The sequence below is a fragment of the Armatimonadota bacterium genome (genome assembly GCA_013314775.1).
Taxonomy (GTDB): Bacteria; Armatimonadota; Zipacnadia; order Zipacnadales; family JABUFB01; genus JABUFB01.
The window spans coordinates 57052-83771 of the sequence record JABUFB010000008.1 but is presented as its reverse complement, the minus strand read 5'-3'; the positions used below and the strand labels follow the sequence as shown (position 1 = coordinate 83771).

Below are 26720 nucleotides of genomic sequence, written 5' to 3'. Positions count from 1 at the left end.
AAAATGCGTCTCACACTGAAGTGGAAAGTGGCCGCTGCCTACTCCGCACTGATCGTCCTCATGTGCGTGGGGCTCAATCTTGTGGTGCGCCAGACTGTTTCTGACGCCATGACCACACGCCTGCGTGAGGATCTATCAGGCGCCGCCAGGCTTATCCGAGCCGCCATTGATCGAGCAGAGCCGGGTGCTGATCTGGAAGACCTTGTCGCCGACCTGTCGGCACGATGCAACGCGCGGGTCACTTTGGTCGCGCCGAACGGCCGTGTGCTTGCGGATTCCGCCGCCGACCCGGAGACCATGGAGCCGCATGATACCCGGATCGAGATCGTGGAGGCCCGGCAGACGGGACTGGCCTGGTCCGTGAGGCCGAGCGCCACAGTGGGCATTCCCATGCTCTACGTGGCCGAATCGGCGGGTCCTGACAAGCCCACGGTGCGGCTCGCCATGCCCTTGTCCGGGGTTCGTCATGCTTCTGCCGGCATCACCGGGACGATCCTGACCATCGCGCTCATAACTGCTCTGCTGGCCGTTCTCGCCGCCGTCTGGCTTGCCGGCGGCATCACTCGCTCTCTGGCCGACGTCGCCGATGTCGCGCGACGGATCGGGTCCGGCGACATGTCCGCTCGTGCCCGCGTGGATGCGCGCGATGAAACATCTGACGTGGCTATCGCCCTGAACACCATGGCGGAGAATCTCGAGCAGACTCGCCGCAGGCTCCAGGAGCGATCGGCGTACCTCAGCTCGGTCCTGGATAACATGGCTGACGGGGTCATTGTTGTGGGTACCGACGAGACGATCCAGCTCTTCAACCCCGCAGCCGCAAGCCTCCTCTCAGTGGCGCCCGGTGAAGCTCTGGGGCGCCACATCAACGAAGTTGTGAAGCACTATGAACTGCGGGATATGGTGCGCCGATCCCTGCGTCTGCGCACCTTGGTGCAGGGCGAAGTGCGCATCGCCGCAGCGGATCATCGCCACGTGGCGGCCGCGACAAGCCCGGTGGAAGGCGAGGACGGACAGATCGTGGGCGCAGTGGCCTCACTGCGCGACATCACCGAAATCAAACGCCTCCAGCTGGTGCGCCAGGACTTCGTGGCGAACGCAGGCCACGAGCTACGCACGCCGGTCGCCGCAATCCGCTCCTTAGCCGAGACGCTGCACTCCGGGGCGATTTCCGACAGCGCCGCCGCGCCGCGCTTCGTTGAGCAGATCGTTGAGAACACGGTCCGCCTGGAGCGTCTCATCAATGATATGATGGCGTTGGCCCGTATGGAAGCCGCGCCGGTCTCCCTGGCGCCAGGTTCGGTCAATGTCCGCAGGCTCATGGAGAGCACCCTTGAGCGACTTGCCCCTCAGGCCCACGAGAAAGGCCTTCACGTGAGTATAGAGGTACCGGATGACCTTACCGTCTGGGGTCAAGAAGACTCCCTCGCGGCGGCGCTGGTCAATCTCCTGGATAACGCCATCAAGTACACCCCCGCCGAAGGGCGCGTTACGCTGGAAGCCCGAAGTATCAATGGAACCGTTGAGCTGGTGGTCGCGGATACCGGTCCCGGCATCCCATACGGCGACCGCGAGCGCATCTTCGAGCGTTTCTACCGCGTAGACCGCGCCCGGTCCCGTGCCCTCGGGGGCACCGGCCTCGGCCTGAGCATCGTCAAGCATGCGGTTGAATCAAACCGTGGCAAGGTCTGGGTCGAATGCCCTGACGAGGGTGGTTCACGGTTCATCATCCATGTCCCCGCCAGTGCTCCGTCTGACTCCGAATTGCGCGCCGAGTCGTCTTAACATGGGCTTAACCATTGCTTAATGGATGGTTCATTCTCTCGCGCTACGCTTTATCGCGTAAGAGAGCCCTGTCCGCGTGTGGCTTGCTTCCTCCCTCCCTTCGGAAAGACGTGACCCTCGAGGGCAGGGCTCCACAATCACCCACCACACTCAAAGGTGCGAAGGAGAAGACGGATGTCCGCTCACAAGTTGTCCGCGCTGTTGGTCGTCCTCGTCGTCTGCGTCTCGCTGGTTATTGCCGGTTGCCCCAAGCCGCAGCCGACCGACCAGCCCTCCATGGACCCTGCCCAATTGGGTGGCGCCAACATGCCGGAGGGATCCGCTCCCGCCGAGGGTAGCGCCACGACCACCATTCAGGCGAAAGGTTCCGACACCCTCCTCCAGGTCGCGCAGGCCCTGGCCGAGGCCTACAAGGCTGTCAAGCCTGGTATCGAAGTCTCCGTTACCGGCGGCGGTTCCGGCACGGGCTTCCAGGCCCTCCAGGAAGGCACTACCGACATCGCCAATTCCTCCCGCAGCATCAAAGATGAGGAGGTCGAGGCCTGCAAAGCCAAGGGGATCGAGCCGGTTGAGAACCTCATCGGCTACGACGGCATCGCGGTCATCGTGAACAAGGCTAACCCCATTGAGAAGCTTACCATTGAGCAGCTCTCCGACATCTACACCGGCGCCATTACGGACTGGAAGGCTCTGGGAGGCAAGGGCGAGATCGTGACCCTGTCCCGCGATACCACCTCGGGCACCTATGAGTATTTCAAGGAGGCCGTGGTCCAGAAGGGCGATAAGGACAGCGGTCTCGATTTTGCTGCCAGCATCGTGATGCTCCCGTCCAACAGCGCGATTCACGACGAGGTGGCCAAGACCGAGAACGCAATCGGCTACATCGGCCTGGGCTACCTGACCGATGCGGTGAAGGCGGTCCCGGTTGTGGGTAAAGACGGCAAACCCGTCTCCCCGGCCGTGGACACCGTCAAGGACGGCTCCTACCCCATCTCGCGCCCGCTGTTCATGTACACGAAGAAGGGTTCCTCCCCCGAGGTCACCGCCTACCTGGAGTGGATCATGAGTGACGAGGGGCAGAAGATCGTCGCAGACGAGGGCTTCGTCCCCGTCAAGTAGTGGTCCTTGCCGCGTATACCTGACCTGAAGCGGCACTGGCCGCCCAACGCCGGCCAGTGCCGCTGTGCCAAGAAAGGAAAGCAGGGCTCCTTCGGATGAGACGCAATCTGCGGCGGACATGGGAAGCTGTGATTGAAGCCGCGATCAAGTTCGCCGGCGTGGCTTCCATCATCTTCGTCATCCTGATCCTTGTCTTCCTACTCAAGGACGCCCTCCCGATTCTGCGCACAACCACCCTGGGTGAGTTGATCAGCGGCCAGGAGTGGCGGCCTACATCGACTCCCGCGAAGTTCGGGTTCCTGCCCCTGATCCTGGGCAGCTTTCTGGTCACCGCCGCGGCGCTGGTCATCGCCATTCCTCTGGGCGTGGCCTGTGCGGCATTCCTGTCCGAAGTGGCCCCGTCTTCCGTGCGCGAGGTAGTAAAACCAATCGTCGAGATACTTGCTGCGATTCCGTCCGTGGTGTTCGGCTTCGTGGGCCTTATGCTTCTGGGTTCCTGGGTAAAGGGCGCAGCGAACTCGGTCGGTGATGCCATCCCAGGGCCCGAATGGCTTCAGAGCGCCCTCAACATGCCTACGGGGATGGCGGCGATCACGGGGGCAATCATGCTCGCACTGATGACTCTTCCCACCATCGTGTCCATTTCCGAGGACGCTTTGAATGCAGTGCCCCGATCCTATCGCATGGGCTCCTGGGCTCTCGGGGCAACGCGCTGGCAGACCATCATCACGGTGACGCTCCCTGCCGCCCGGTCAGGCATCATCGCGGCAATCATGCTGGGCATCGGGCGCGTCGTGGGCGAGACGATGACGGTGCTGATGGTCACCGGCAATTCGCCGGTAATCCCGAAACTTACGAACGGCCTGTTTCGTCCGGTCCGTACCATGACCGCCACCATCGCCGCCGAAATGGGCGAGACGGCGCATCAGACCGAGCATTACCATGCCCTGTTCATGCTGGGCGTCCTGTTGTTTCTGATCACTTTTGCTGTGAACACTGCCGCGGACTATGTGACCAATTCCCAGAAGCACGTGGAGACCCGCTGAAGTGACCGAAGCGCGCCCCTTCGCAACATCTCGAGGACGTGCACAGCGAGTGAATCAGTCGCTGGCCTTCGGCTGCCTGGGCCTGCTGGCGCTGTCAATCGTGGTGCCCGCGATCCTGATAGTGTGGTTTGTTGTCGCAAAGGGTGGCTCCGTGGTCAGCGTGGAGTTTCTGACCGGCATGCCCAAGGACGGCATGACTGCAGGGGGGATCTTCCCAGCCATCGCGGGATCGGTCGGTCTCGTCCTGGTGACCATGGTCTTTGCGGTGCCAGTGGGTGTGCTGGGCGCAGTGTACCTGAGTGAGTACGCGAAACAGGGCCTGCTGGTACGCGCGATCCGCATCGCAATCATGAACCTTGCGGGGGTCCCATCCATCGTCTACGGTCTATTCGGGATGGGTGTTTTCGTGATGGTGGTCATGCCCGCAATCATCAACGCGTTCAATCTCGACCCCCACGAATACTCCCGCAGTTGCCTTCTCGCCGGTGCGGCGACCCTGGCCCTGCTGGTGCTTCCGATGATCATCACCACCACTGAGGAAGCCCTGCGCCAGGTGCCCCAGCACCAGCGCCACGCGAGTCTGGCACTCGGGGCCACCAAGTGGCAGACCATCTGGCGAATCGTGCTGCCTAATGCCATGCCAGGGATACTGACGGGTCTCGTTCTGGCGATCGGACGCGCGGCGGGTGAGACCGCACCGATTCTGCTCACGGGCGCTGTCTTCTACATGTCCAGCATGCCCGGTGCCCATGACGCGCTGTTCAAGCCCTTCATGGCCCTGCCGTATCACCTGTTTGCCATCGCAACTCAGCTTCCCACCGCCCCCGATGAACTGAAATGGGGCGTTGCTCTGGTGCTGCTGACCATTGTCCTGGGGTTCAACATCATTGCTGTTGCTATGCGCACTTACTTGCGCAAGAAGAGGGTCTGATATGGCGGCGCGGACGCCGGAGATACAGGCAACACACGACGTCACTCGATCCCGTACGGCCGAGGCATCGACAGCGCCGGTTATCAAGCTTTCCGCCCAGGAACTAAGCGTCTACTACGGCAAGTTCCATGCGCTCAAGGGCGTCAGCATGGACATCCCGGAGCGCCAGATCACCGCGCTCATCGGACCATCTGGTTGTGGAAAGTCCACATTCCTGCGCTGCCTGAACCGCATGAATGACGTGCTGGAGGGGGTTCGCGTCGAGGGCAGGCTCTTGATGGACGGCGTCGATATCTATGACCGGCGCGTGGACGCCGTGGAATTGCGCAAACGTGTGGGAATGGTGTTCCAGCAGCCCAACCCCTTCCCCATGTCCATCTTCGACAACATCGCATACGGTCCGCGCCTGCATGGAGAGCGGAACAGGTCTCGGCTCGCGGAGATCGTGGAGAATACCCTGCGAGGAGCCGCTCTTTGGGACGAGGTGAAGGACAAGCTGCACCAGTCGGCGTTTTCCCTTTCCGGCGGCCAACAGCAGCGCCTGTGCATTGCCCGCGTGATGGCTGTGCAGCCGGAAGTGATCCTGATGGATGAGCCTTGCTCAGCTCTCGACCCCAATGCTACCTTCCGCATCGAGGAGCTAATGACGCAACTGAAACAAGATTACACTGTCATTATTGTGACACACAATATGTACCAGGCAGCGCGCGTCTCCCAGAAGACTGGTTTCTTTCTCCTGGGAGAGCTCGTGGAGTTCGACGAGACTTCAAAGATCTTCAAGGCTCCCGCAGACAAACGCACGGAAGATTACGTTCAGGGAAGGTTCGGATAATGGTTACTAGCGGCAATGGTCTGCCGATCCGGTCGGAGTACCGGGAGAAGCTGGCGCGCTTGCGTGAGATGGTGCTGGAGATGGCGACCTTCGTGGATGGCATGCTTTCTCGCGGGATGGAGGCGTTACAGGAGAATAATCCTGAACTCGCCGAAGAGGTTCGCCTCAGCGATGATGTTTCTGATGCCCTGAACTACGGCATTGAGGAACTGGCCATCAACCTGCTCGCTCTTCAGCAGCCCATGGCCCGGGACTTGCGCGAGATCACCGCTGCAATCCGCATCGCCACGGACCTGGAACGAATCGGCGACTACTCAAAGGATATTGCCAAGGTCGCGCGCAAGTTGCGCGGGGAGCCGCTTTACTGGCCTCTCGAGGACATCCCCGAAATGGCCCGCCTCGTGGCCGACATGCTCCGCAAAGCCATCAACGCCTTCGTGGATCGAGACGTTGAATCGGCACGATCCCTCGCGGATGATGATGAAGCCGTGGACATCATCTTCAAGCGGGTGACCGAACAGCTCATGGAACACATGCGCCAGGACCCGCGCTATGTCTTTCAGGCGACCCAGTTGCTCTTCGTGGCCCGCTATCTCGAGCGCATCGGCGACCACACGGTCAACGTGGGCGAACGTGTCGTCTACATGGAGACCGGACGGTTGACGCCTGAAGGTTAGCTGCGGCGAACCGGTTCCCCAAAGCAAAGCCTCCCGGACAAGCGACAGAGCACCTGCCGGGAGGCTTTCTCGAGTTCGCGCCAGGCGTCCTGGCTACCCGCCTTTTTTCAGTGCATCTAGAAGTGCCTTGCCCAGAGCTGTGTCGGGGCCGCGTTCGGGCTTCTGGGGCTTCTCGCGACGATCCGACTTGCGGCCACCGAAGGAATTGCCGCCCTGGCGCGGAGCGGACCTGGATTCCTGCGCTGTGCGCTTCTCGGGCGCCGGCTTTCCCACAGGAGCTTCCGGATTCGCGCGCATTGTCAGGGCAATACGGCCCCGCTCCAGGTCCACTTCCAGCACCTTCACTTTCACGTGCTGGCGCAGCTTCACCACATCGTTGGGATCCTTCACGAAGTGATCTGCAAGCTGGCTGATGTGCACGAGACCGTCCTGGTGCACGCCCACATCCACGAACACCCCGAACTTCGTAATGTTCGTGACGATCCCCGGCAAGGTCATTCCCGGCTGCAGGTCTTCCAGCTGCTCGATCCCGTCGGCATACTGGAACGCCTCGAAACGCTCACGGGGGTCGCGGCCTGGTTTGGCAAGCTCCTGCAGGATGTCCTGCAGGGTTGGCATCCCAAAGGTTTCAGTCACGTAGTCGTCCAGCTTGATCCTGCTGCGGATTTCGGGATCGCGCATCAGTTCCCGGATGTCGCAGCCCAGGTCCTTCGCCATACGCTCCACGATGGGGTAGCTTTCCGGATGCACTGCGCTGGCATCCAGGGGATTCTCACCGTCCCGGATGCGCAGGAACCCGGCACACTGCTCGAAAGCTTTGGGGCCCAGGCGCGGAACCTTGAGCAGGTCGCGCCGGGAGCTGAACGCCCCATTTTCATTGCGGTAATCCACGATCGCCTGGGCAAGCTTTGGTCCCAGGCCGGACACGTAGGACAGAAGTTGTTTGCTGGCGGTGTTGACCTCCACCCCGACAGCGTTGACGCAGCTAATCACCACGTCATCCAGGGCTTTGCGCAGCGCGGCCTGGTCCACATCGTGCTGATACTGGCCCACTCCGATAGACTTGGGGTCGATCTTGACCAGTTCGGCGAGGGGATCCATGAGCCGGCGGCCAATGGACACTGATCCCCGCACGGTGACGTCGTGTTCGGGGAACTCCTCCCGGGCCACTTCCGACGCAGAATAGATCGACGCGCCGCTCTCATCCACCATCACACAGGCGATGCTCTCGGGAAGATCCAGACTGCGCACGAAGCTCTCGGTCTCCCGGCTTGCGGTGCCATTTCCGATGGCGATAGCCTCCACACCGTGCCTCTCGCACAGGGCCCGCACCATCTCGGCGGCCACCTGTCTCTGGCGGTCCGACTGAGTGACAAAGATCGTATCGTTGTACAGGAGCTTGCCCTGGCGGTCGAGGCAGACCAGCTTGCAGCCGGTGCGGAATCCAGGGTCCAGTGCAAGCACCGCTTTCTGTCCCAGCGGCGGCGCGAGAAGAAGCTGCCGCAGATTCCCGGCAAACACCTGGATCGCTTCCTCATCGGCCCGGCGCTTGCTTTCCATGCGCGCTTCGGTCTCCATGGACAGCGACAGCAGTCGCTTGTAGCTGTCTTCCACTGCCAGTCGCACCTGCTCGGAGGCAGCGCCTTCTCCGGTTACGAACTGGGAGCGCAGCATAGCCAGGGCCTGCTCCTCCGGCGGGCTGACGCGCAGCGAAAGAATGCCCTCGTCTTCGCCGCGGCGCATTGCCAGGACACGGTGTGATGGCGCCTGCGCGAGGTTTTCTTCCCATTCGAAGTAGTCGCGATACTTTGCTCCTTCTTCTTCCTTACCGGGGATAACCCGGGAGCGCAGGGTAGCCTTCTCCGCGAAAAGCCTGCGCATCGTGGCCCGGGCGATCTCGTCCTCGTTCACTCTCTCCGCGATGATATCTCGGGCCCCGGCCAGTGCTTCCTCAACATCATTGACCTCCTTGTCGGGGTCCACGAAGGCCAGCGCTTCGGCCACGATGTCAATGTCCCCCTGGGCGAAGATCAGATCGGCCAGCGGTTCCAGACCCCGCTCACGGGCGATGGTCGCCCGTGTTCTGCGCTTGGGCCGATATGGCAGGTAGATGTCTTCCAGCACCGCGAGGGTCTCGGCGGCATTGAGCCGGTCGCGCAAGTCGTCGGTGAGGAGTTCGCGCTCCTCCAGGGACTTGAGAATCGCTTCGCGCCGGGAATCGAGTTCGGCGAGCTGCTCGAGACGGTCGCGAATTGCGGCCACAGCCACCTCGTCCAGGCTGTCGGTGGCTTCCTTGCGATACCGGGAGATGAAGGGTACAGTTGCGCCCTCGGAGAGAAGGTCGGCAGTGGCGCGCACCTGGTTGGCGCGCAGGCTGAGTTCCTCGGCAATTCGGCTGATATGTGCTTCGTTCATAGCGACCTCGGACGGTTTGACGTGTGGAAAGTGGCGTGGTTACTCACGGCCGAAGGACGGCTCCGGCGGAGCGGCAATCATAGCACAATGGAGAGGGCGATGGAAGAGCACCACGGCTTGCAGGGGGCTCGCCGAATGCCTTCATTCCCAACGGTGCGGTGTCGGCGCAGAGGAAGCAACGGGCCCTTGGAGCGCCGTCACTCAATCAACTCGCCATCCAGACAGGTCACATAATGCCGCTTGATGGGCAGCTTCTCCATCCAGGCCCGCACTTCCAGGGTCTTCCAAGGGCCGGAACCCTTGCCTGCGCCAGTGTCATTGTTCCAGAGCCAGATCGGCGTTGGCCAAAGACAGCCATTAGCCCCAACATGCTGGTAGAAGGCCTCTTCGACCCCATTTTGCCCGTGGTGCGCCATCTGGATATAGTCGGCGTGGAGTCTGTCGGCATAGGGGCCTGCAAGAGCTTTGCGCCCGCCCTCTCTGCCGAGATCGCCAGTGAAAAGGATGCTTCGGTCCGCTCCGGTGACCTTCAGGATGACGCTCTGGTTGTTGATGGAGTTCGCAGTGATCTCGGGGTTCTTGATGCCCAGAATCTCAATGCGCACTCCGTCGATAAGAAACTCCTGCCCGAGTTCCAGTTCGGCGGGCGCTCGCCCTGTCTTCTCGAACACCGCGCAAGTGCGCTCGTACACCCGCCACTCCTCAGCATTGGCGTATGTCTTCACCCATTCCCTTTCGGGCATGGAGGCGTAGATGCCGTCGATCCGCATCTCCCCGGGCGACTGGAGGATGGATACCAGAGCGTCTGTGTGGTCGCTGTGCGGGTGGGTCAGAATCCACAACGACACGTGGTTGCCAAGACCGGCGATGTGCTCTGCCAGGTGCTTCGCATCCCCCGCCGTGCCGCCGTCGATGACGATGACCTTCCCGGTCTGTGTGCGAATGACATACGACATCATCTGGGTGCGCGTCTGTTCTTTGAGTTGCCAGAGCGTAAAGGTCTTGAGCTCTGGGGCTTCAGCGGCCACGCAGAGCGTCGGCAGGCAGAATGCGAACATGAGGGCGATTGCTCCTGGCATGCGGGCGGCTATCGGTGGCTGCCATGTCCGGGCGTGTGTGAGTGACATGCTCGTCAGCTTCCTCGTACGCCGGGCCTTGCCCTCCCACGGATTTGGCAGGAGAACCCGGGCCGCTGCGGAATACCCAGCTGTTCCGCAGACCGACACGTCTTTCAGGAGGCACCAATGTCGAGCCCCAACCGCGATCTCACCGGCATCGTCACCGGCCCGCAGGACCTGCCCACGGGTATGCGGCCTTGCGAGGCGCTTGAGGTGGGTTCGCAGAGACAGCTTTTCATCGATGATCGGTTTGTCCAGTGTTGCCGGGGCGTCAGACTGCAGATGAACCCGGCCGTGAAGCTGGGGCCGGTGCTGCGTCCCGAAGCGCCCTGGGAAATGTCCATGGGCTTCTGCGCCTCGGTCATCGAGTACGAGGGAGAGTTTCGACTGTATTACCGATGCGAGAACTTCGACGACACTGCCAATGTCTGCCTGGCGCTGTCGGAAGACGGCCTGCGCTGGGAACGTCCGACCTTGCGCGTTTGTGACGTCGGGGGTAGCTCCGATAACAACGTTGTTATGACCGATGTACATGAAACCGTGGTCTTCCTGGACCCGCACGGCAGGCCGGAAGAACGGTTCAAGATGGTCGCCATGCACAAGTGGCCCGATCCGGTGGAAGGCGGCATCGTCTGCCATACGTCTGCTGACGGCATTCACTGGAACCAGGGACCGCGGGTGCTGGATATCGCTCCGGATACCGCGAATCAGGCCGCCTGGGACCGCCAGAGGGGCAAGTATGTGGCCTACCTGCGCAAATGGGACCCCTTGCGCAAGATAGGGCGCATCGAGACCGACGACATCCTCCAGCCCTGGCCCTACGAGAGCCTCGGGGAGGATGCCTACTTCGTGTGGGGGCGCGACAAGATCCCGGTGCCGACCCGGGAGTTCCCTACAGCCTTCGGGTATGACGAACTCGACCCTGTTGAGTCGGACCACTACAATCCCGCGGCGGTGGAGTATCCCTTCGCCCAGAGCGTGTACTTCATGTTCCCAAGCCCGTACATGCACCATCCCCCGCCGCCCAATGATGGTCTGCTGGACATCCAGCTTGCTGTGAGCCGTGACGGAGTGGAGTTCCATCGGCCCGAAAGACGGCCGTATGTGTCTCTGGGCATGCCGGATGAAGTTGATTCCCAGCGGCTCTACATGGCGGTGGGCCTCGTCCGACGAGGCAACTGGCTCTACCAGTACTATGGCGGGTATGAGATCAGCCACGGAAAAGGCGCCGAGACCCGGCGCGCGAAAAAGCGCTTCGGCTCCATCTGTGCCTTGCGTCAGCGGATCGACGGGTTTGTATCGGTGGACGCTGACTTCACGGGTGGGATCTTCGTGACGCCCCCCGTGAAGTTCGAGGGGGAGCGGCTCGTCCTCAACATCGACTGCTCCGCACTGGGCGGCTGCCGAGTGGGACTTCTGGACGCCGGCGGCCGACCGATCCCGGGCTTCACGCCGGATGATTGCGATGTTATCTATGCCAACAACCCGTCTCGAACCGTGACGTGGGCCGGGAGTCCGGACGTCTCGGGCTTCGCGGGGAAACCGGTTCGCCTGTGCTTCGTTATGCGTTCGGCGAAGCTGTACGCATTCGAGTTCGTGGCCCGCAGGTAGCCAGGCATATCATTCGAGGGGCAGGTATCTCCTGCCCTGCGCGGAATTGTGCTGCAGCGACGTAACGAGCGTAACAGAGGAGAACCTATTCATGTCACTGAAAGTCGCCATCGCCGGCCTCAAGGGCCACCAGGGCACGATCACAAGCGGCATTCCGCTGATTGAGGGAGCGGCGCTTGTTGCAGTGTCCGACGACAACCCCGAGTCCCTGGCCAGCGTACCCAGCTGGCCATGCGCGAACGCGAACACTCGCACCTACACTGACTGGCGCGAGATGCTGGAGAATGAAGAGATCGATATTCTCGGCGAAGCCGGGGTGGACAGCGAGCGCCATCAGATCCTGATCGCTGCGGCCAGTAAGGGTATTCACTGCCTGTGCGAAAAGCCGCTCGTAAATGCTCTTCCGGACCTTGCGGATGTCCGGCGCGCGGTGGAAGAAAATGGCACTCACCTGTCGATGCTGCTCACGATGCGCTTTGAGCCTGCATATCGCCTGGTGCGCCAAGTCATTGCTGATGGCGGCATTGGTGAGGTCTGCATGGCGACGTTCCAGAAGTCTTATCGCCTGGGGAACCGGCCGGAGTGGCAGCGCAACAGCGCTACTTTCAGCGGGATCATCCCCTTCATCGGGATTCACGCGCTGGACTGCATTCGCTGGTGCACTGGCCGGGAGTTCACGGAGGTCTTCGGGTACTGCTCGAACGTGGCGCACCCGGACATGCGCGACATGGAGGACCAGGGACAGGTGCTCTGCAAACTGGACAATGGTGGCACAGCCTCGGCACGCCTGGACTACTGCCGTCCCGCTGCAGCGCCCACCCATGGTGACGACCGGATCCGAGTGGCTGGAAACAGGGGTGTCATCGAGTCCACTGCCTGCGGGAATCGGGTGACGCTCATCGACGCCGAGAAAGGTGAGATTGAGCTGGAACTGCCCAGCGCGCCGGAACAGCAGTTTGTCAACTTCGTCCGGAGCGTACAGGGCGAGTGTGCCTGCGACGTGCCGGCGGAAGACTGTTTCCGTATGACTGAGGTGGTGCTCAAAGCCCGGGCGAGCGCCCGGAAGGGGATCACCTTCCCGCTGTAGACCCAGGATATGATCGCCGGGCGTGAAGCGTTGTCCTCGCGCCCGGCTGTCCCGCCCCTTCTTCAGGCAACGCGCTTTGCTTCGCCTCTAGCCACCGTAGAACACAAGATCCTCGGGGAACCCACTGACCCGCTCTACGTGGCCATCGGCGTAGGCCACATTGAACCCACCGGCGTGTGGCCGCGGGTACAGAGTGCCGCTGAACACTCTCTCGGCGGTCAGGGGGCCGGTGCATGGACAGCCGCCTGTGGAGGTCAATTCAACCCCCTGGACGATGCTGGTCTCCTCAGTCCAGATAACCGGTACCACCTCTTCGGCGACAGTCACCAGACCACAGCCCGTGATCGTCGAGCCTAATACCAGCATGGACGTCTGGTCCGGCCGGATACCGGTGGTGGTGGCAGGCGGGGCAGGTGTGGTTGTGCGTCTCGCGCGGGTCATCGGGTCGAACAGCAAGGCCACGCATGAGGGATCGACGACCTGGCCGACCGTGGATACGCGGCGCGCGCCGCGAGTCCACGAATTCACGGGCCGCGGCATAAGGCACTCGTTCTCTGCGTAGAAGCGCGGCTGGTCCAAAGACGGGCAGGCTCCCCAGCTGCGGGCGCCCAGGTACGGGCTGAGCGTCCCTGGCAGCGTGGCCTGATATATCGGACGACGCGGGTCGGTGGCACGGGGAGTACCGGCGGGATAGGCACCGTCGTAGTCGTCCGCATAGCAGGAGATGGCCAGCGCTGCCTGCCTGAGGTTCGATGCGCAAGTCACCTCCAACGCCTTCTGACGCGATGCTGCGAACACGGGGAACAGGATTGCGGCCAGTACGCTAATGATTGCCATGGCCAACAGTAACTCAGCCAGGGTGAAGCCTCTGCGGCCCATGCCGTACCTCCTTGAGTTCGCCCAGTGTTGCGGAGGCGAGAGTCGAGAAAAGGATGGGCCTGCCGGGCTTGGGTCTTGAGGGCGGCGAGAGATGAGACCGGAGCATTTGCCGAACCGTTACGCCGAGGAAATCGTCGTACACTCATGTACAGGTTGGCGGCGGATTACGCAGCCGACGACGTGGGTATTATCCCGGTCAGATGGCTTCTGCGGCGCAGGAAAAGGGTGGCGTGAGCCGAATGATGAAGTTCCTGTCGTTCCTGTGGTCTGATGAGGAGGGTTCTGCGGGAAGGGATATCGCCGTGATACTCGCAGTTGCGGCCTGTGCAGGCCTTGTCTGGTTTCAGCAGATCGGCGGCGAGACGGGCCTGTCCGAAGTGCTTTACGCGATTCAGACCGGAGGACGCAACGTGACAGTGCTGCCCCGCTGATCCAGCCACGCCCGAGGCCGAACTCACACGCGCTGCCCCCTATCCGGGCGGCGCGTTCAGTTTGCGTCTACGCATCACCTCCTGCGGTTTCGCGCAAGTGGACGACGTACTCCGTGAACAATTCCGCCAGCACCCGGAGCGACCCCACGTGGTTGGTCCGTTCCCGCAGGCGCTTGCTCTCAGGCAGGCCACGGGTGTACCACGCGAGATGCGCCCGCATCTCGTGCACCGCAAGCTCTTCACCCACGTACTGGGCCATCAACTGCGCGTGGCACAGTGCCAGGCCCAGGCGCTGTTCAGGCGGGGGGTCACTGCCGGGCTCCTCGTCCCTCAACACCCGCGCAGCCTGAGCGAAAACCCACGGGCGACCAATCGCTCCTCGCGCGAACATCACTCCCGAGCATCCCGTGTCCTCGATTAGAGAAGCAGGAGTCCGCGGGGAGTAGACGTCTCCGCTTGCGATTACCGGGATATCCAGGGCCTCCACGAGGCGTGCGGTGTGTTCGTGGTCCGCCTCGCCGTGGTAAGCCTGCGCCACCGTGCGCGCGTGTACCGAGATCGCGGCGACGCCCACGTCCTGCAGCCTGAGAGCAAGCTCCAGATAGCCCGCGTCGTTCTTGTTGATTCCCGCGCGGATCTTGCAGGTCACCGGCACATCGGCGGCCTTCACCACGGCCTTCGCGACCGCAACCGCCTGATCGTGGTTGTGCATGAGCGCCGCGCCGCCTTCGGAACGGATAACCTTGGGCACCGGGCAGCCCATGTTGATATCGATGATGTCCGCACCGCGTTCCTGGACCTCTGCAACCCCCGCCGCCATGATCTCCGGGACTCCGCCGAAAATCTGCACCGCAACGGGGTGCTCGGGCTGCCAGATCTCCAGGAGCTTGCGGGTCTTGCGATTGCCCTGGTACAGGCCGTGAGAGGACACCATCTCGGTGAAAACGAGATCGGCGCCTGCACGGCGGCACAGAAACCGCATGGGTGGGCTGGTGAACCCGGCCAGCGGGGCCAGCACGAGAGGGCCGCCGATCTCAACGCTTCCGATTCGCCAGGCGCGTGATTGATTGGGGGCTGTTCGCTTAGTCATTGCGGGACGCATCATATAACAACCGTAGGCCATCGAGACACAGGTGCGGGAGCGCCAAGACCGATCCGGGGTGTGCAGCCAGCAACCACGGCGCATCTCCCCCGGTGAACACGATCTCGGCCTCAACGTATCCAAGCGCCTCTCGGGCCATGCGGATAAGCGCCTGCCCGGTGCCGCCCATGAAAGCGCACATCCCGGCGGTGATGCCATCTTGCGTGGATCGGGTCCCGACGCCCCGCACGATGTTCGGCATCCAGCCGGCATTGTGCAGATACCGGGTGAGATGCTGTGCAGTTTCGCCTGCGCCGTGAAGCACGATGGGCAGCCCGGGTGCGATGGCGACGGGCAGGTGCACGCCTCTTGCATCTACGGCGTCGCAGGTGAGATACGTGCCTGCGTCCAGCACGATGCACGGCTTTCCGGCGAGCCTTGCAGCCGACCAGGCAGCCAGGCGGCGGTCCATCCCCAACTGCTTCGGGTCTTTGTACGTGCAGCGCATCTTCAGCGGGATTTCGCGACCGAGACGCGCCGTCTCAGCTCCCCGCTCACGCGCGGCCCGCTCCAGAGCATCGGTGCATGCGGATGTCGGCCGGCTGGTAACCGTGGCCAGGCTGGAGATTGGGGCTCCCGCTGACACATCATCCAGCACTCGCGCCCATGCATCGGCATCGGCGGCATCAGGCATGGCGAGGCGCGCGTGGTTCTCCCACTTGCCTCGCCATGCCGCTATTGTCAGGTTGGTGTTACCGATCTGGGCGAAAATCGGCACGCCTTTGGACATCGGTCTGGATCTCCGCTATGCGCCTACATTTCCAGGATCTTACGCATCGCGTCGGCAGTCTCTTCGAGGGACGCGGTGCTGGGAGCGACTTCAGAAAGCACGGGGTCATTGTAGCCGACCTTGCGCAGTTCGGCCATGACTGCCGGAAAGTCTACGTCGCCCTCGAGCAGCGGGGTCCAAGTGCCGGGGCGCTTGAAGTCCTTGAAGTGCACCTTCTGGATATGCTTGCCACAGATGCGCGCCCAGTGTTCGGGATATCCAAAAATCACCATGTTGCCGGTGTCGAAGAAGAACCCGACCCGGGGGCTGGCGCATTCGTCGCAGAACCGCGCGAACTCCATGGGGCTCAGCAGGAACCTATTCCACACATACTCTATCGCCAGATTGACCCCGACCTCTTCCGCATACGGGGCCAGCGTAGTCATGGAGCGCAGGGCGTTGGCGTAGGCCTCGTTATAGTAGAGCTCTGCCGGCAAGCCGCCCAAGGTGAGCAGCATGGTATCAACGCCCAGGCCCTTCACAACGTCCAGCGCACGGCGGACATTGTCGATGCTCTCCAGCCGCACCGCTTCATCGTTGGTCATCAGGTCCTTGGGCCTGTTGCGGAAACCGGGACAGACGCTGGTCAGTTCGATTCCCGCATCCTTCGCTCGGCTCGACAGTCTCTCCAGCTCACTTGCCGGCGTGTCCAGCGTGATTTCGCCCTCGTCTGTGATCACGAGTTCGAGGGCCTCGTATCCCGCCGCCTTGGCATTAGACAGGGTCTCATCGAAGCTCCATTCACGCGGGGTGATAATGCAGCTCAGTCCGATCTTCATGGGGCAGTCTCCTTCTGCGGAACGGCACTTGTCCGTCCCCGGTGGTCGCGTTGAGCCGACCGCGGGCATTTCCCCTCCGATTCTCACACACCTTCCAGCAGGTCCGCACGGCTGACAAGCGAAATATGCCCGGCGGACCGCAGCACTCATGTGCAGGTGATGAACATGTGGAAGACCATCGATCTCGACAAGTACCAGGACCGCTTCGAGGCCAGCCGCAAGCGTGTCCGGGCGGCCATGAACTTCGAGGAGGGTGACTGCGTCGCCACCCACGCTTCCGTGGCCGGCAGCTACTACGCGTGGTTGTTCGGGGTGAACATCCGTGACTATTACACCGACATCGATACCCAGATCGAGGTGCAGATGCGCGGAATCAAGTGGCGACTGGACAACATCCCCGACGACCGTACCGACGCGTCCCTCTACTACGACGCCGGACCGGTGGGAGAAGCCGTGGCCTGGAACGCCCCCATTGAGTACCCGGACAACACCTCACCGCGTATTCCCCATTTCGTGATGGATGCGAAGGATATCGAAAAGCTGGAGCCCATAGACCCGCGCGACAACCCGGCCGTTGCAGCTTTCTTGAGGCGAGGCCAGGAGTTCGCTGACCGCGCCAAAGCGCTCGGGGTCAACCTGCCCGCGCATTACGGAATGGTGGGGATTCATCCGCCCCTGTCATGTGCCTGCGCTATCGCCCCCCCGGATCTCGTTTACTATCTCATGGCTGCCGACCCGGATCTGGTTCGGATTCTGTTCGAGAAATGTTACCGGCAGTTTGTGATGCTCAAGGAGTACGCGCTGGAGGTCTTCGGCGGTAATCGCGACGCGCTTGGCCTGGCGGACGATAACTGCTCCTTCGTGAGTAAGGCCATGTATGACGAGCAGGTCCTGCCCTGGAACAAGGCCCTTTGGGATGAATACGGTCGGAAATACCGCAGCCTGCATTCCGACGGCCCGCACCACCAGCACTGCGAGACCTATGCCAAGGTCCTGCACCTGAACCACGTAGACATCGGCGGCTGGAGCCGCCTGCAACCGGCTGTTGAGATCCTGAAGCCTGCGCGCTGTGTGGTCCACGGGAACATGAATAATCGTGACCTGTATGCGGGCTGGACTGAGACGCTGAAGCAGAAGATACGCAACCGGATCAGGCTCGCGGCGCCGGGCGGAGGCTATGTTTTCGCCATCGGTGGCGAGACCTACGCGGGCACCGACCCCGACGTGCTCTGCAGGACCTTCGAATATGCGCACGAGGTTGGGCGTTACCCGATCGACCTGCCCGAGGAGGAATGGCTGGAGGAAGTGGACCGCCCGTTCTCCCTCGCGGAGCGATAACAGTCGCACCACCATTCCCCGTCTTTCGCCGACACAATACCAGGAGGCCGATTGTGAACGTCATTCTCATCATGGCCGATCAGTTGAGCGCCCGGTGGCTCGGGTGTTACGGCAATCCCGCCGCATCCACTCCGCACCTGGACAACCTTGCGCGCAGTGGTGTGCAGTTTGACCGCTGCGTTTCGCCCTATCCTGTGTGCATGCCCGCGCGGGCATCGCTCATTACAGGGCGCAGCGCCCAGCACCACGGATTGTGGTACAACGGCTGGGAACTCGCACCCGGTCTCACGACCTTCCCGCAGGTCCTCCAGGGACAAGGGGTGCAGACCTTCGGAGTGGGCAAGTTCCACCTGGAATGTCACGGGCGATCCGCCTACAACGACGTACGGAAGTGGGGGTTCGACCAGGCGCAGACCACCGAAGACATCCGCGCGGGGCACTGGTTGGACTGGGTGGAGCGCGAGCATCCAGAGCATTTCCAGCGGGCCCTGGCCACAGTCTGGCCCATGCCCCACCTTAGCGACTACGGCCCGAGTCACCGCGACCTGCTCAGCGAAGTGCGCGAAGCCCATGCCGCCTTCCCACCCGATGTTCAGGCGCGCATGACCTACCCGTCCATCATCGACGCCCACGTTTGTCAGACGCGCTGGGTGGGCAACGAGGCAATCCAGTACATCGAAAACCGAGACCCGTCTCGCCCGTTCTTCCTGAAGATGTCCTTTGTGGACCCCCACGATCCGTACGACCCTCCGGCCGAGTATCTCGACCGCATTGATCCGGCATTGGTGCCCGAGCCACTGACTTCAGACGACCCGGCCCTGCACCGCGCAGTCCAGCGCTATCAGCATGTGCATTTCATCCGCAGCTTCAACGACGTGACGCGCGAAGATTGGCTCACCATGCGGCGCTATTATCTCGCATCGGTGGCATTCATCGACGACCAGGTCGGACGGGTAATGGACTGCCTTCGGGCGCAAGGAATCGCGGATGACACGCTGGTGATCTTCACCGCCGACCACGGCGACATGCTGGGGGATTATGGCCTTGCCACTAAGGGCGGCTGGCATTTCGATGCTTGCTACCGCATACCGATGATCGTCGCGGGAGCTGGGGTCAGCCCCCACCGCGACCCGTCGATGGTCACGCTGCTGGACATCTTCCCCACCGTCCTTGACTATATGGGTGCGCCGAATGAAGTGCCGGTGGAAGGCCTGAGCCTGCGCCCGGTGCTGGAAAGGTCCGGGAGTCTGGATCGTCCGGACGCAGCGCTGATTGAGAGTTACGGGAACTACGGTGTCATCGACGTGGACCTGCGGTCGCGCTCGGTCCTCACGCCACAGTGGCATTACACCCAGTTCGGGGATGGTTCGGGGATGCTGTTCGACGTGGAGAACGACCCCCTGGAGAGCACCAATTTGTGGGACGACCCGGATCTGGAGAGGGAACGCACGCGCCTGAAGTGCCTGATGTGCGACCTCATGGCCCACCAGAACGAGCCGCTGCCCCTGCGCCAGCGGCATCCGTCGGCTCAGCACTAAGGACCTTGCACCTACCGCTCGAAATACTGCTGGGTGCGCTGGATGATCATATCCTGCCATTCCTTACTCAGCGTCGCAAAGCGCGCCGACCACCCGGAGATGCGCACCGACAGGTTCGGATACTTCTCCGGGTGCTGCTGGGCGTCGATCAGCATCGCCGAGTCCACCACATCCACCTGCAGGTAGAAACCGCCCAGTTCTACGAAAGTGCGCAGGAGGCTGACCATCGCCTCCAGACCGTCCTCGCCCTGGACCGTGGTGGGGTGCAGTTTGAGTTCCAGCGTCGCGCCGTTTGGGGTGCGGGTGAAGTCCAGCTTGCAGAAGGACTTGACCACACATGTCGGGCCCTCGCGATCAGTGCCGGGGCTCGGGGAGCAGTTGGTCGCGAGTATCGCCCCTGCCCGGTGCCCGTCGGGGCATGCGGAGCGGCTTGGCGCCCAGTCGATCTCCCGCCCGAAGGTGCTGATCCCTGCCGGACGCTTGACCCCATTGCGCTCAGGAACCTCCCACACCAGCGCCGTGTAGTCTTCGAACACCCGGCGCATCATGGCATCTGCTTCGGGGTCATCATTGCCGTAGTATGCCAGGCGAGTGGTGACCATCCGCCGGAGATGATCCTGCCCTGCCCAGTCGGTGCGCAGAATCCCCACGAGTTCGGGCAGGCTCAGCGTTTTGTCCTCGAACACAATCCGTCGGATCGCCAGGAGACTGTTGGCAGTGTCAGGCATGCCGCCCGCGTGTGGCGAGAGAACAGTGTAACGAGCTCCGCGGTCGAAGTATCCGCGGGCGCGTTCGATGCAGTCTTCCACCATGAGCGAGACCAGCGGCGCCGGATGACCGTGGGCACCCCAATGATCCGCACCCGCATTGAAGGCATCGAGATGCGCGCGCAGAGCGTCCAGGAAAGCGGCATAGAGGGCCTCGAAATCCTCGAACTCGGGCGTCTGCGCGTCCTCAGCTCGCAGGCCCAGCACGTCCTGCAGAATTCCCAGCATGTCGAAGGGCGCGTAGCCGAAGCAGGTGCGGCCGGGCATGATGACTTCCCAGCAGCCATCATTGGTGTAACCGCGGGCCTCCTCGAGGGAATATCCGAACTTCACCAGCCCTTCGAGGACTTTGTCCTCATTGTAGATTGCCACGATCCCGCCACCGTGACGCTGGACCTCGGCGATGCGCCGCAGGAGCCGGTCCGGGGTGCGAGAGTTCACGCGCACCGCAATGGGAAAGTCGCTGATATGCAGTTCCTCGACTACATCCAGCACAAGATAAGTGACCTCGTTGGTGACCTCATTGCCGGATTCGTCCACTCCGCCGAGGATCACATTCTGGTAATGTTGGGCGTCGCCTGAACCGGGCTTGTCGAAGGCGCCGATCCACTCGCAGCCCTTGATCCAGAAATGCGCGATCAGTTCTCGGGCCTCGTCCAGGTCGATCAACCCGGCCTCGAGGTCGCGCCGCAGGTACGGTCCTAGCATGGCATCCACGCGGCCCAAGCCCGACCAGTTGCCCATGAGCCGCTGGAAGGCGTACATGAACCAGAGAGACTGGACAGCTTCGCGGAAAGTCTCTGGTGGATTCTCAGGCACCCGCTCCAGGCTGCGCCTGACCTCCAGGTATTCGTTGCGCTCATTGCCTTCTGCATTTGCCGCAAGGTCATCCAGCAGCGCTATGTGCCGTCGGTGCCAGACGTGTGCGGCATCCAAGCACAGCAGAAGCGACTGCAGGAACTCCTCGCCACGCGCTGGGCTCGCTTCAGGATTATCAGGGGAGTACGGCTCGAAGTCGCCTCGCGCCAGTCGGTCCTCGATCTGCTGCCTCAAGCCACGGTATCCCGTCTCCAGCACCCGATGGAAGCCGAGAGTGGTGTGGCTGGTGCTGTGAACTCCCGCCACCGGCGTCATATGCGCGGCGGCTTCGAGCAGCGTCGCCGCCCCCACGATCTTCTCGCCCGGGAGAATGCGAAGCGGCGCCTCGCGCGCCACCAGCATCGCCGCGTGAGCATAGCGCAGGTCGGGGGACATCCCCGCGACTAACGCTTCATCAAGAGCGAAGTCTGCGTTGCGCATGGTACGCCCGTGCTCGCCGGACTGCGCTCGCCGAGCAAGTTCCCGGGTCGTATCACGCAGGCGATGCGGCTCTGCGGGACGCCAAATTCCGGACCAGCCCGCCGAGGTGGTGGTTGGGGTCTCGCTCATTGACATGCTCTCGTGCCTCCGTGTACTGTGCAGCACCCGGTCTATAACACATTTATCCTTAGGGCACAAGCAGATGCGAGACGTCCGGCGTCCGCGCAGGTACAAGTGCCTGGTGCGGTGAATTACTCCTGAGCATGCCAGATTGCCGGGGAGGCCTCGCCTGTGACTGCAAGCTGCTGCGGCCGCAACCTGCCGGACCGCGCTGTACTCGAAGGTGTCCCGAGGGTCGGGTTCGAACCTGAACTGCCACGCTGCCCGGAACTCACACCGTTTCCGTCTTGCTTGCGCGCTTGTCTGGAGTTCCTGGGCGAAGACTATGGGGCTCGGAATATCCAGGCCCACGGCCGTTCCTGGCGACTGGATGAGCTGTACGTGTATCTCATGGGCACCACCGGCGCGGCCTTCAGGCTGTCCTGGAAACCCGGATGGAGCCCGGACAATGTGGACCTTGGCGTCGCCTGCAATGACCCCGCCGGCCCCTTCCAGCGTGGTTTCGAGGCGGTAGGGTACGGTTGCGAGATGCTCTGCGAGATCGACCGAAAGGCTGACCCCGCCCCACTGACCCAACGCATCATGGAGAGCATCGCCAGAGAAGTCCCGGTGCTCGGGTTTGGGGTCGTGGGTCCGCCCGAGTGCTGTATCATCACTGGGTACGAGGAGGCTGGAGCAGCCCTCACCGGCTGGAGCTTCTTCCAGGACTGCGACGAGTTCAGCCGTGGAGTGGGCCGCCTGCCGTCCGGCCAGTTCCGCAAGACCGCCTGGCTCGGGGACACCAGGGGACTGATTTTCATCGGGGAGAGGCTGCCTGCGCCGGACCGTGCCGAAGTCCACCGCCAAAGTCTCTACTGGGCACTCACCATCTCGCGCACGCTCACGGTGTTCCCCGACCGCCACAATGGTCTCGCGGCGTATGCGGCCTGGGCGGAGCATCTCGGGCATGACGACGAGTTCGCAACCGATGATCTGAGCCGCCTGCGCCTGATGTTCGATGTCCATGATGACGCGGCGACCACCGTTGCTGAAGGGCGCTGGTACGCCGCGCGATACCTGGAGCAGACCGCCCAGTTCCTGCCCTGGGCGGCGGAAGAGCTTTCCACCGCGGCCAACTGCTACGACCGGGAGCATGATCTGGTTTGGCAGATGTGGGGGCTGGTCGGTGGCAACGGACGCTCCGACCAGAAAGCTGAACTGCTCGCCGAGCCCGGTGTCCGTAGAGATGCCATCGAGATCATCAATGAACTCGCCGAACTTGACGCGAAGGCCGTCGCGCACATCGATACCGCCCTCAGTGACAAGCAACCGTGGTGATAGTCGCCGCTCACCAACGAAGCCGATGGAGATGACCCACCATGAGCAGATGCACCCTGACCCCTGCTGCAATTCTGTTAGCTGCTCTGACCTGCGCCATCGCCGCTTGTCAGCCCGCGGTGAACCAGCAGGCGATCGATGATGTGAAGTCCGGCAGATTGACCACCGCCAAGGCTTCCTGGTGGGGCTTCGACGAAGTTGACTCAACCGCCGCTCTTCAGGCTGCGATCAACTCCGGCGCACAGAAGCTGATCATTGAGAACATGGGCAAGCCGTGGATCGTGACCCCGATTCAACTTGCGTCCAACCAGGAGATCTTCTTCGAAAAGGGAGCGGAGATCCTGGCGAAGAAGGGCGAGTACAAGGGCCGCAATGACGCGCTCATGACTGCGGCGAATAAGGAGAACATCGTCCTCAACGGATACGGAGCCACTCTGCGCATGCATCGGTCTGACTACGACGGCCCCGAGTACGAGAAGGCCGAGTGGCGGCATTGCCTGAGCATCCGCAGTTGCACCAATGTGAAGGTCCTCGGGCTGACGCTGGCAGAAAGTGGCGGCGACGGTATCTACCTGGGTGTGGCCACCCGCGGCCGCACCAATCAAGACATCGTCATCAAGGATGTCCTCTGCGACCGAAACTACCGCCAGGGAATCAGCGTTATCAGCGCCGAGAACCTGCTCATCGAAAATACCACCCTCAGGGACACGGCCGGCACGCCTCCCCAGGCGGGCATCGACTTCGAGCCCAACGAATCCAGCGAGAAGATTGCGAACGTTGTCATGCGTAACTGCCTGAGTCAGGGCAACAAGGGCGGCGGGTTCGTCGCCTACCTGCCCTCGCTGACAGCAGAGTCCGCGCCGGTCACCATGCGGTTTGAGAACTGCCGCTCTGTGGATGACGCAGGCCCGGGATGCGCAATGTACACCGGAAACACGGAGGCGGCTGCGGTCTTGGGGAACGTGGTCTTCACCAACTGCATCTTTGAACGCAGTGGAGGCGGCGGGATCTATGTGGGCGGCAAGCCGGTGGGAGGCATGGGCCTGTCCTACGTGGACTGCAGCATCATCGACCCGGCGCCCAATTCCGTCACGGCTGCCCCCATCATCCTGGCGGCGCGCGATGGATCAAATCGGCCTGTGGGCGAGATCGAGTTCCGTAACATCTTGATCCGCGACGCAGTGGACCGCGCGCCGATGACCTACGTCGACAACTCCGGCGAAGCGGGACTGGAAGCCATCACCGGCAATCTCATTATTGAGCGCGACGGGCAACGCGAAGATGTGCTCATCGACGAGGCCGCCGTCAAGAAGTGGATGCCGTATACCCTCCTCAAGCGCTATGCGAAGTTTGACATGGGCGACCGCTCACTGGTACCCGTTTATCCCGACGCCGCTGCGGCGTGCGACCTGTCTCCGATACGCAATCGTGGCACAGCCACTTACATCTTATTCGCGAAGGAGGGCGACGACGTCAGCTTCGCTGTCAAGCACGGGCAGGTGGGTAAATACGGCGGCTCCACAATGCCTGTCACAGTGACGAGCCCTTCCGGGGCAGTTGTCGCCGACGTGAAAATCCCCTTCCAGGGGGAGGGCAAGGTTGAGTTCGCCGCCCCCGAGACCGGCGCGTACACGGTCAAGCTCGATGCAGGCGCGAACTACGTGGCCATGGGCGCTTCGACCAATCGGATGTGCATCATCGGCGCGGGTTCGCCCATCCGGTTCCTGTCCACGGTCACGAAGCTGTATTTCTATGTGCCGGAGGGAGTTACCGAGTTCGGCGTGAAGCTCTTCGGCGAGGGCTCTGGGGAAGGCGTGAAGGCGACCCTTTACAATCCGTCGGGGGAAATGGTGGGCGAGCAGGACAACATCACCCGTGCACACCAGTTCGATGTCACCCTCCCGGCGGTCTCCAAGGGTGAAGTCTGGTGCCTTGCGATGGCGAAGCCTTCTGGAGTTCACATGGAAGACCACTACGTGGACCTGTTGGGCATTCCGTCAGTTATGTCCACGTCGCCGGAAGCATTGCTGAAGCCCGAAGACTGAAGCGCTCCGGCAGCGATTGCGATACCGGACGCTGCGGCAGGTGTGTCCGGGACCGTGTCCCGGCAGAGCAAAGCATGCGGGTGTAAACGCGAAAAGGCCGGACGCTTTCCTCAACCGACATCGGGGATAGCGTCCGGCCTTTGCAGTCGGGCAGATCGTCTGGCCTACACCACTCCCTGCGCCAACATCGCGCGTGCCACCTTGAGAAAGCCGGCGATATTCGCGCCTGCCGCGAGATTCCCACCGCGCCCGTAGTTTTCGGCGGCATCCACGCACTGTTCGTAGACGCAGTTCATAATCAGCTTCAAACGCCGGTCCACCTCGTCAAATGTCCAGTTCAGGCGGCTGGAGTTCTGGGCCATCTCGAGCGAACTGGTGGCCACCCCTCCGGCGTTCGCGGCCTTGGCGGGTCCGAACAGGACTCCGCTCTCCTGCAGAATGTGAATCGCTTCCGGAGTGCTGGGCATGTTTGCGCCTTCAGCCACCGCAATGCAGCCGTTCTCCACGAGCAATTTCGCCGCTGCTGCGTCGATTTCGTTTTCCGTGGCGCTAGGCAGGGCCACTGCGCAGGGCACAGACCAGATTCCGCGCCACCCCTCGTAGTACTCAGCCCGCGGGTGAAACTCGGTATACTCGCGAATTCTCCCGCGCTCCACTTCCTTGATCCGCCGGACCGTCTCGAGATTGATGCCCTCTGTGTCCACGATGTACCCGCTGCTATCGGACATAGCAATAACCCGCGCCCCCAACTGCATGGCCTTTTCGGCGGCGTAGATTGCCACATTGCCCGATCCGGAAATGACCACGTCGAGACCGTCCCAAGCCTTGCCGACACTCTCCAGCATGCGCGTGGTGAAATACACGAGGCCGTAGCCGGTGGCTTCCTTACGCACGTAAGAGCCGCCCCATTCGAGACCCTTGCCGGTGAGCACGCCTGTAAACTCGTTGGCGAGCTTGCGGTACTGGCCGAAGAGATAGCCGATTTCTCGAGTGCCCACACCGATGTCGCCCGCGGGGACGTCGGTGTCCGGACCGATGTGCCGGAACAGCTCATTCATGAAGGACTGGCAGAACTTCATGACTTCGTTGTCGCTCTTTCCCTTGGGGTCAAAGTCGCTGCCACCCTTTGCACCGCCGATGGGGGTGGTGGTCAGAGCGTTCTTGAAGACCTGCTCGAACCCGAGGAACTTGATGATTCCCAGGTAGACGGAGGGGTGAAATCGCAAGCCACCCTTGTACGGCCCAATGGCGCTGTTGAACTGTACGCGGAAGCCGCGGTTGATCTGCACTTCGCCTGCATCGTCCACCCACGCAACGCGGAAGATGATCTGGCGATCGGGCTCGAGGATGCGTTCGAGGACCTTGGCGCGGGCGAGCTCGGGGTGTCTCTCGACCACAACGGCCACGGACTCGGCAACTTCCTGGGCCGCCTGGTGGAACTCGGTCTCGCCCGGGTTGCGAGACACGACGGTGGACATGATATCATCGACGAAATGCGAGGACATGGACAAGTACTCCTTGCAGGAATCGTGGGGAAGGCAGAGCGCCACGGGGCGCATAGTTTAATATTATACCATAGTCTGTTCCTGCAGGTTACGGGTTCGTGTGCGCGGAAACCGATGCTGAGGACTGTGACGTGTGGACGAACCACCCTTGCCGCAGTCCATAGGAGAACC

At 62.2% G+C, this 26720-nt stretch carries 21 protein-coding genes; 13 read left to right on the top strand and 8 right to left on the bottom strand.

Translation table 11 applies throughout. The annotated features are described in order from the left end of the window. The first annotated feature begins 3 nt into the window (after positions 1–3). The 6 genes from HPY44_07860 to phoU all read left to right on the top strand — a co-directional run bounded on the left by HPY44_07860 (position 4) and on the right by phoU (position 6390). Positions 4–1785, top strand: coding sequence for a PAS domain S-box protein (locus HPY44_07860; protein NSW55911.1), 1782 nt, complete (start codon positions 4–6; stop codon positions 1783–1785). A gap of 174 nt (positions 1786–1959) precedes the next feature. Further along, the gene (locus tag HPY44_07855) at positions 1960–2904 is read left to right on the top strand and encodes a PstS family phosphate ABC transporter substrate-binding protein (protein NSW55910.1); all 945 of its coding nucleotides are present in this window, start codon (positions 1960–1962) and stop codon (positions 2902–2904) included. Positions 2905–2999: 95 nt separating this feature from the next. Then, the gene (pstC, locus tag HPY44_07850) at positions 3000–3950 is read left to right on the top strand and encodes a phosphate ABC transporter permease subunit PstC (GenBank protein ID NSW55909.1); all 951 of its coding nucleotides are present in this window, start codon (positions 3000–3002) and stop codon (positions 3948–3950) included. A 49-nt stretch (positions 3951–3999) separates the two neighbouring features. Further along, the gene (gene pstA, locus HPY44_07845) at positions 4000–4881 is read left to right on the top strand and encodes a phosphate ABC transporter permease PstA (protein NSW55908.1); all 882 of its coding nucleotides are present in this window, start codon (positions 4000–4002) and stop codon (positions 4879–4881) included. Position 4882: 1 nt separating this feature from the next. After that, positions 4883–5713, top strand: a complete 831-nt coding sequence (locus HPY44_07840) for a phosphate ABC transporter ATP-binding protein (protein ID NSW55907.1) — start codon at positions 4883–4885, stop codon at positions 5711–5713. Next, the gene (gene phoU, locus HPY44_07835; GenBank protein ID NSW55906.1) at positions 5713–6390 is read left to right on the top strand and encodes a phosphate signaling complex protein PhoU; all 678 of its coding nucleotides are present in this window, start codon (positions 5713–5715) and stop codon (positions 6388–6390) included. Before HPY44_07840 ends, phoU begins: the two co-directional genes overlap by 1 nt. Before the next feature lie 93 nt (positions 6391–6483). On the opposite strand, the gene HPY44_07830 is transcribed toward phoU, so the two are convergent. Both HPY44_07830 and HPY44_07825 read right to left on the bottom strand, forming a co-directional pair. Next, positions 6484–8805: an RNA-binding transcriptional accessory protein gene (locus HPY44_07830; protein NSW55905.1), complete on the bottom strand. Its 2322-nt coding sequence runs from the start codon at positions 8803–8805 to the stop codon at positions 6484–6486. Positions 8806–9002: 197 nt separating this feature from the next. Beyond that, entirely contained in the window at positions 9003–9932 is a 930-nt protein-coding gene (locus HPY44_07825; protein ID NSW55904.1) for an MBL fold metallo-hydrolase, read from the bottom strand. Between the two features lie 117 nt (positions 9933–10049). On the opposite strand from HPY44_07825, the gene HPY44_07820 reads away from it, so the two are divergent. Further along, positions 10050–11534, top strand: coding sequence for a hypothetical protein (locus tag HPY44_07820; protein NSW55903.1), 1485 nt, complete (start codon positions 10050–10052; stop codon positions 11532–11534). Positions 11535–11625: 91 nt separating this feature from the next. Beyond that, positions 11626–12621, top strand: coding sequence for a Gfo/Idh/MocA family oxidoreductase (locus HPY44_07815; protein ID NSW55902.1), 996 nt, complete (start codon positions 11626–11628; stop codon positions 12619–12621). A gap of 87 nt (positions 12622–12708) precedes the next feature. Here the strand turns inward: HPY44_07815 and HPY44_07810 are convergent, their stop codons facing one another. Beyond that, positions 12709–13500 carry a prepilin-type N-terminal cleavage/methylation domain-containing protein gene (locus HPY44_07810; GenBank protein NSW55901.1) on the bottom strand — a complete coding sequence of 264 codons (792 nt, stop codon included), beginning with the start codon at positions 13498–13500 and terminating at the stop codon, positions 12709–12711. A 230-nt stretch (positions 13501–13730) separates the two neighbouring features. Here HPY44_07810 and HPY44_07805 point away from each other — a divergent pair, with 230 nt between their 5' ends. Further along, complete coding sequence (locus tag HPY44_07805) at positions 13731–13931, top strand: hypothetical protein (protein NSW55900.1); 201 nt, start codon at positions 13731–13733, stop codon at positions 13929–13931. Between the two features lie 67 nt (positions 13932–13998). On the opposite strand, the gene dusB is transcribed toward HPY44_07805, so the two are convergent. The 3 genes from dusB to HPY44_07790 are packed head-to-tail and all read right to left on the bottom strand — an operon-like array spanning position 13999 to position 16620. Further along, positions 13999–15021 (bottom strand): tRNA dihydrouridine synthase DusB, encoded by a 1023-nt coding sequence (gene dusB, locus HPY44_07800; GenBank protein ID NSW55899.1) that lies wholly within the window; start codon positions 15019–15021, stop codon positions 13999–14001. Beyond that, complete coding sequence (locus HPY44_07795) at positions 15014–15802, bottom strand: type III pantothenate kinase (GenBank protein NSW55898.1); 789 nt, start codon at positions 15800–15802, stop codon at positions 15014–15016. The genes dusB and HPY44_07795 overlap by 8 nt, the downstream gene beginning before the upstream one ends. 23 nt (positions 15803–15825) lie before the next feature. Continuing rightward, entirely contained in the window at positions 15826–16620 is a 795-nt protein-coding gene (locus HPY44_07790) for a sugar phosphate isomerase/epimerase (GenBank protein NSW55897.1), read from the bottom strand. Between the two features lie 165 nt (positions 16621–16785). Between HPY44_07790 and HPY44_07785 the strand changes: the two genes are divergently transcribed. Beyond that, a complete protein-coding gene (locus HPY44_07785) occupies positions 16786–17958 on the top strand; it encodes a hypothetical protein (protein NSW55896.1) in 1173 nt (390 codons plus the stop codon). Between the two features lie 53 nt (positions 17959–18011). After that, entirely contained in the window at positions 18012–19496 is a 1485-nt protein-coding gene (locus tag HPY44_07780; protein NSW55895.1) for a sulfatase-like hydrolase/transferase, read from the top strand. 11 nt (positions 19497–19507) lie between these two features. On the opposite strand, the gene HPY44_07775 is transcribed toward HPY44_07780, so the two are convergent. Beyond that, on the bottom strand, positions 19508–21691 hold the full coding sequence (locus HPY44_07775; protein NSW55894.1) for a hypothetical protein: 2184 nt from the start codon (positions 21689–21691) through the stop codon (positions 19508–19510). A 162-nt stretch (positions 21692–21853) separates the two neighbouring features. Between HPY44_07775 and HPY44_07770 the strand changes: the two genes are divergently transcribed. Next, positions 21854–22999, top strand: coding sequence for a hypothetical protein (locus HPY44_07770; protein ID NSW55893.1), 1146 nt, complete (start codon positions 21854–21856; stop codon positions 22997–22999). A gap of 41 nt (positions 23000–23040) precedes the next feature. Then, positions 23041–25044 (top strand): right-handed parallel beta-helix repeat-containing protein, encoded by a 2004-nt coding sequence (locus HPY44_07765; GenBank protein ID NSW55892.1) that lies wholly within the window; start codon positions 23041–23043, stop codon positions 25042–25044. Between the two features lie 164 nt (positions 25045–25208). Here HPY44_07765 and gdhA read toward each other — a convergent pair whose 3' ends face one another. Then, the gene (gene gdhA, locus HPY44_07760) at positions 25209–26549 is read right to left on the bottom strand and encodes an NADP-specific glutamate dehydrogenase (GenBank protein ID NSW55891.1); all 1341 of its coding nucleotides are present in this window, start codon (positions 26547–26549) and stop codon (positions 25209–25211) included. Positions 26550–26720 lie beyond the last annotated feature (171 nt).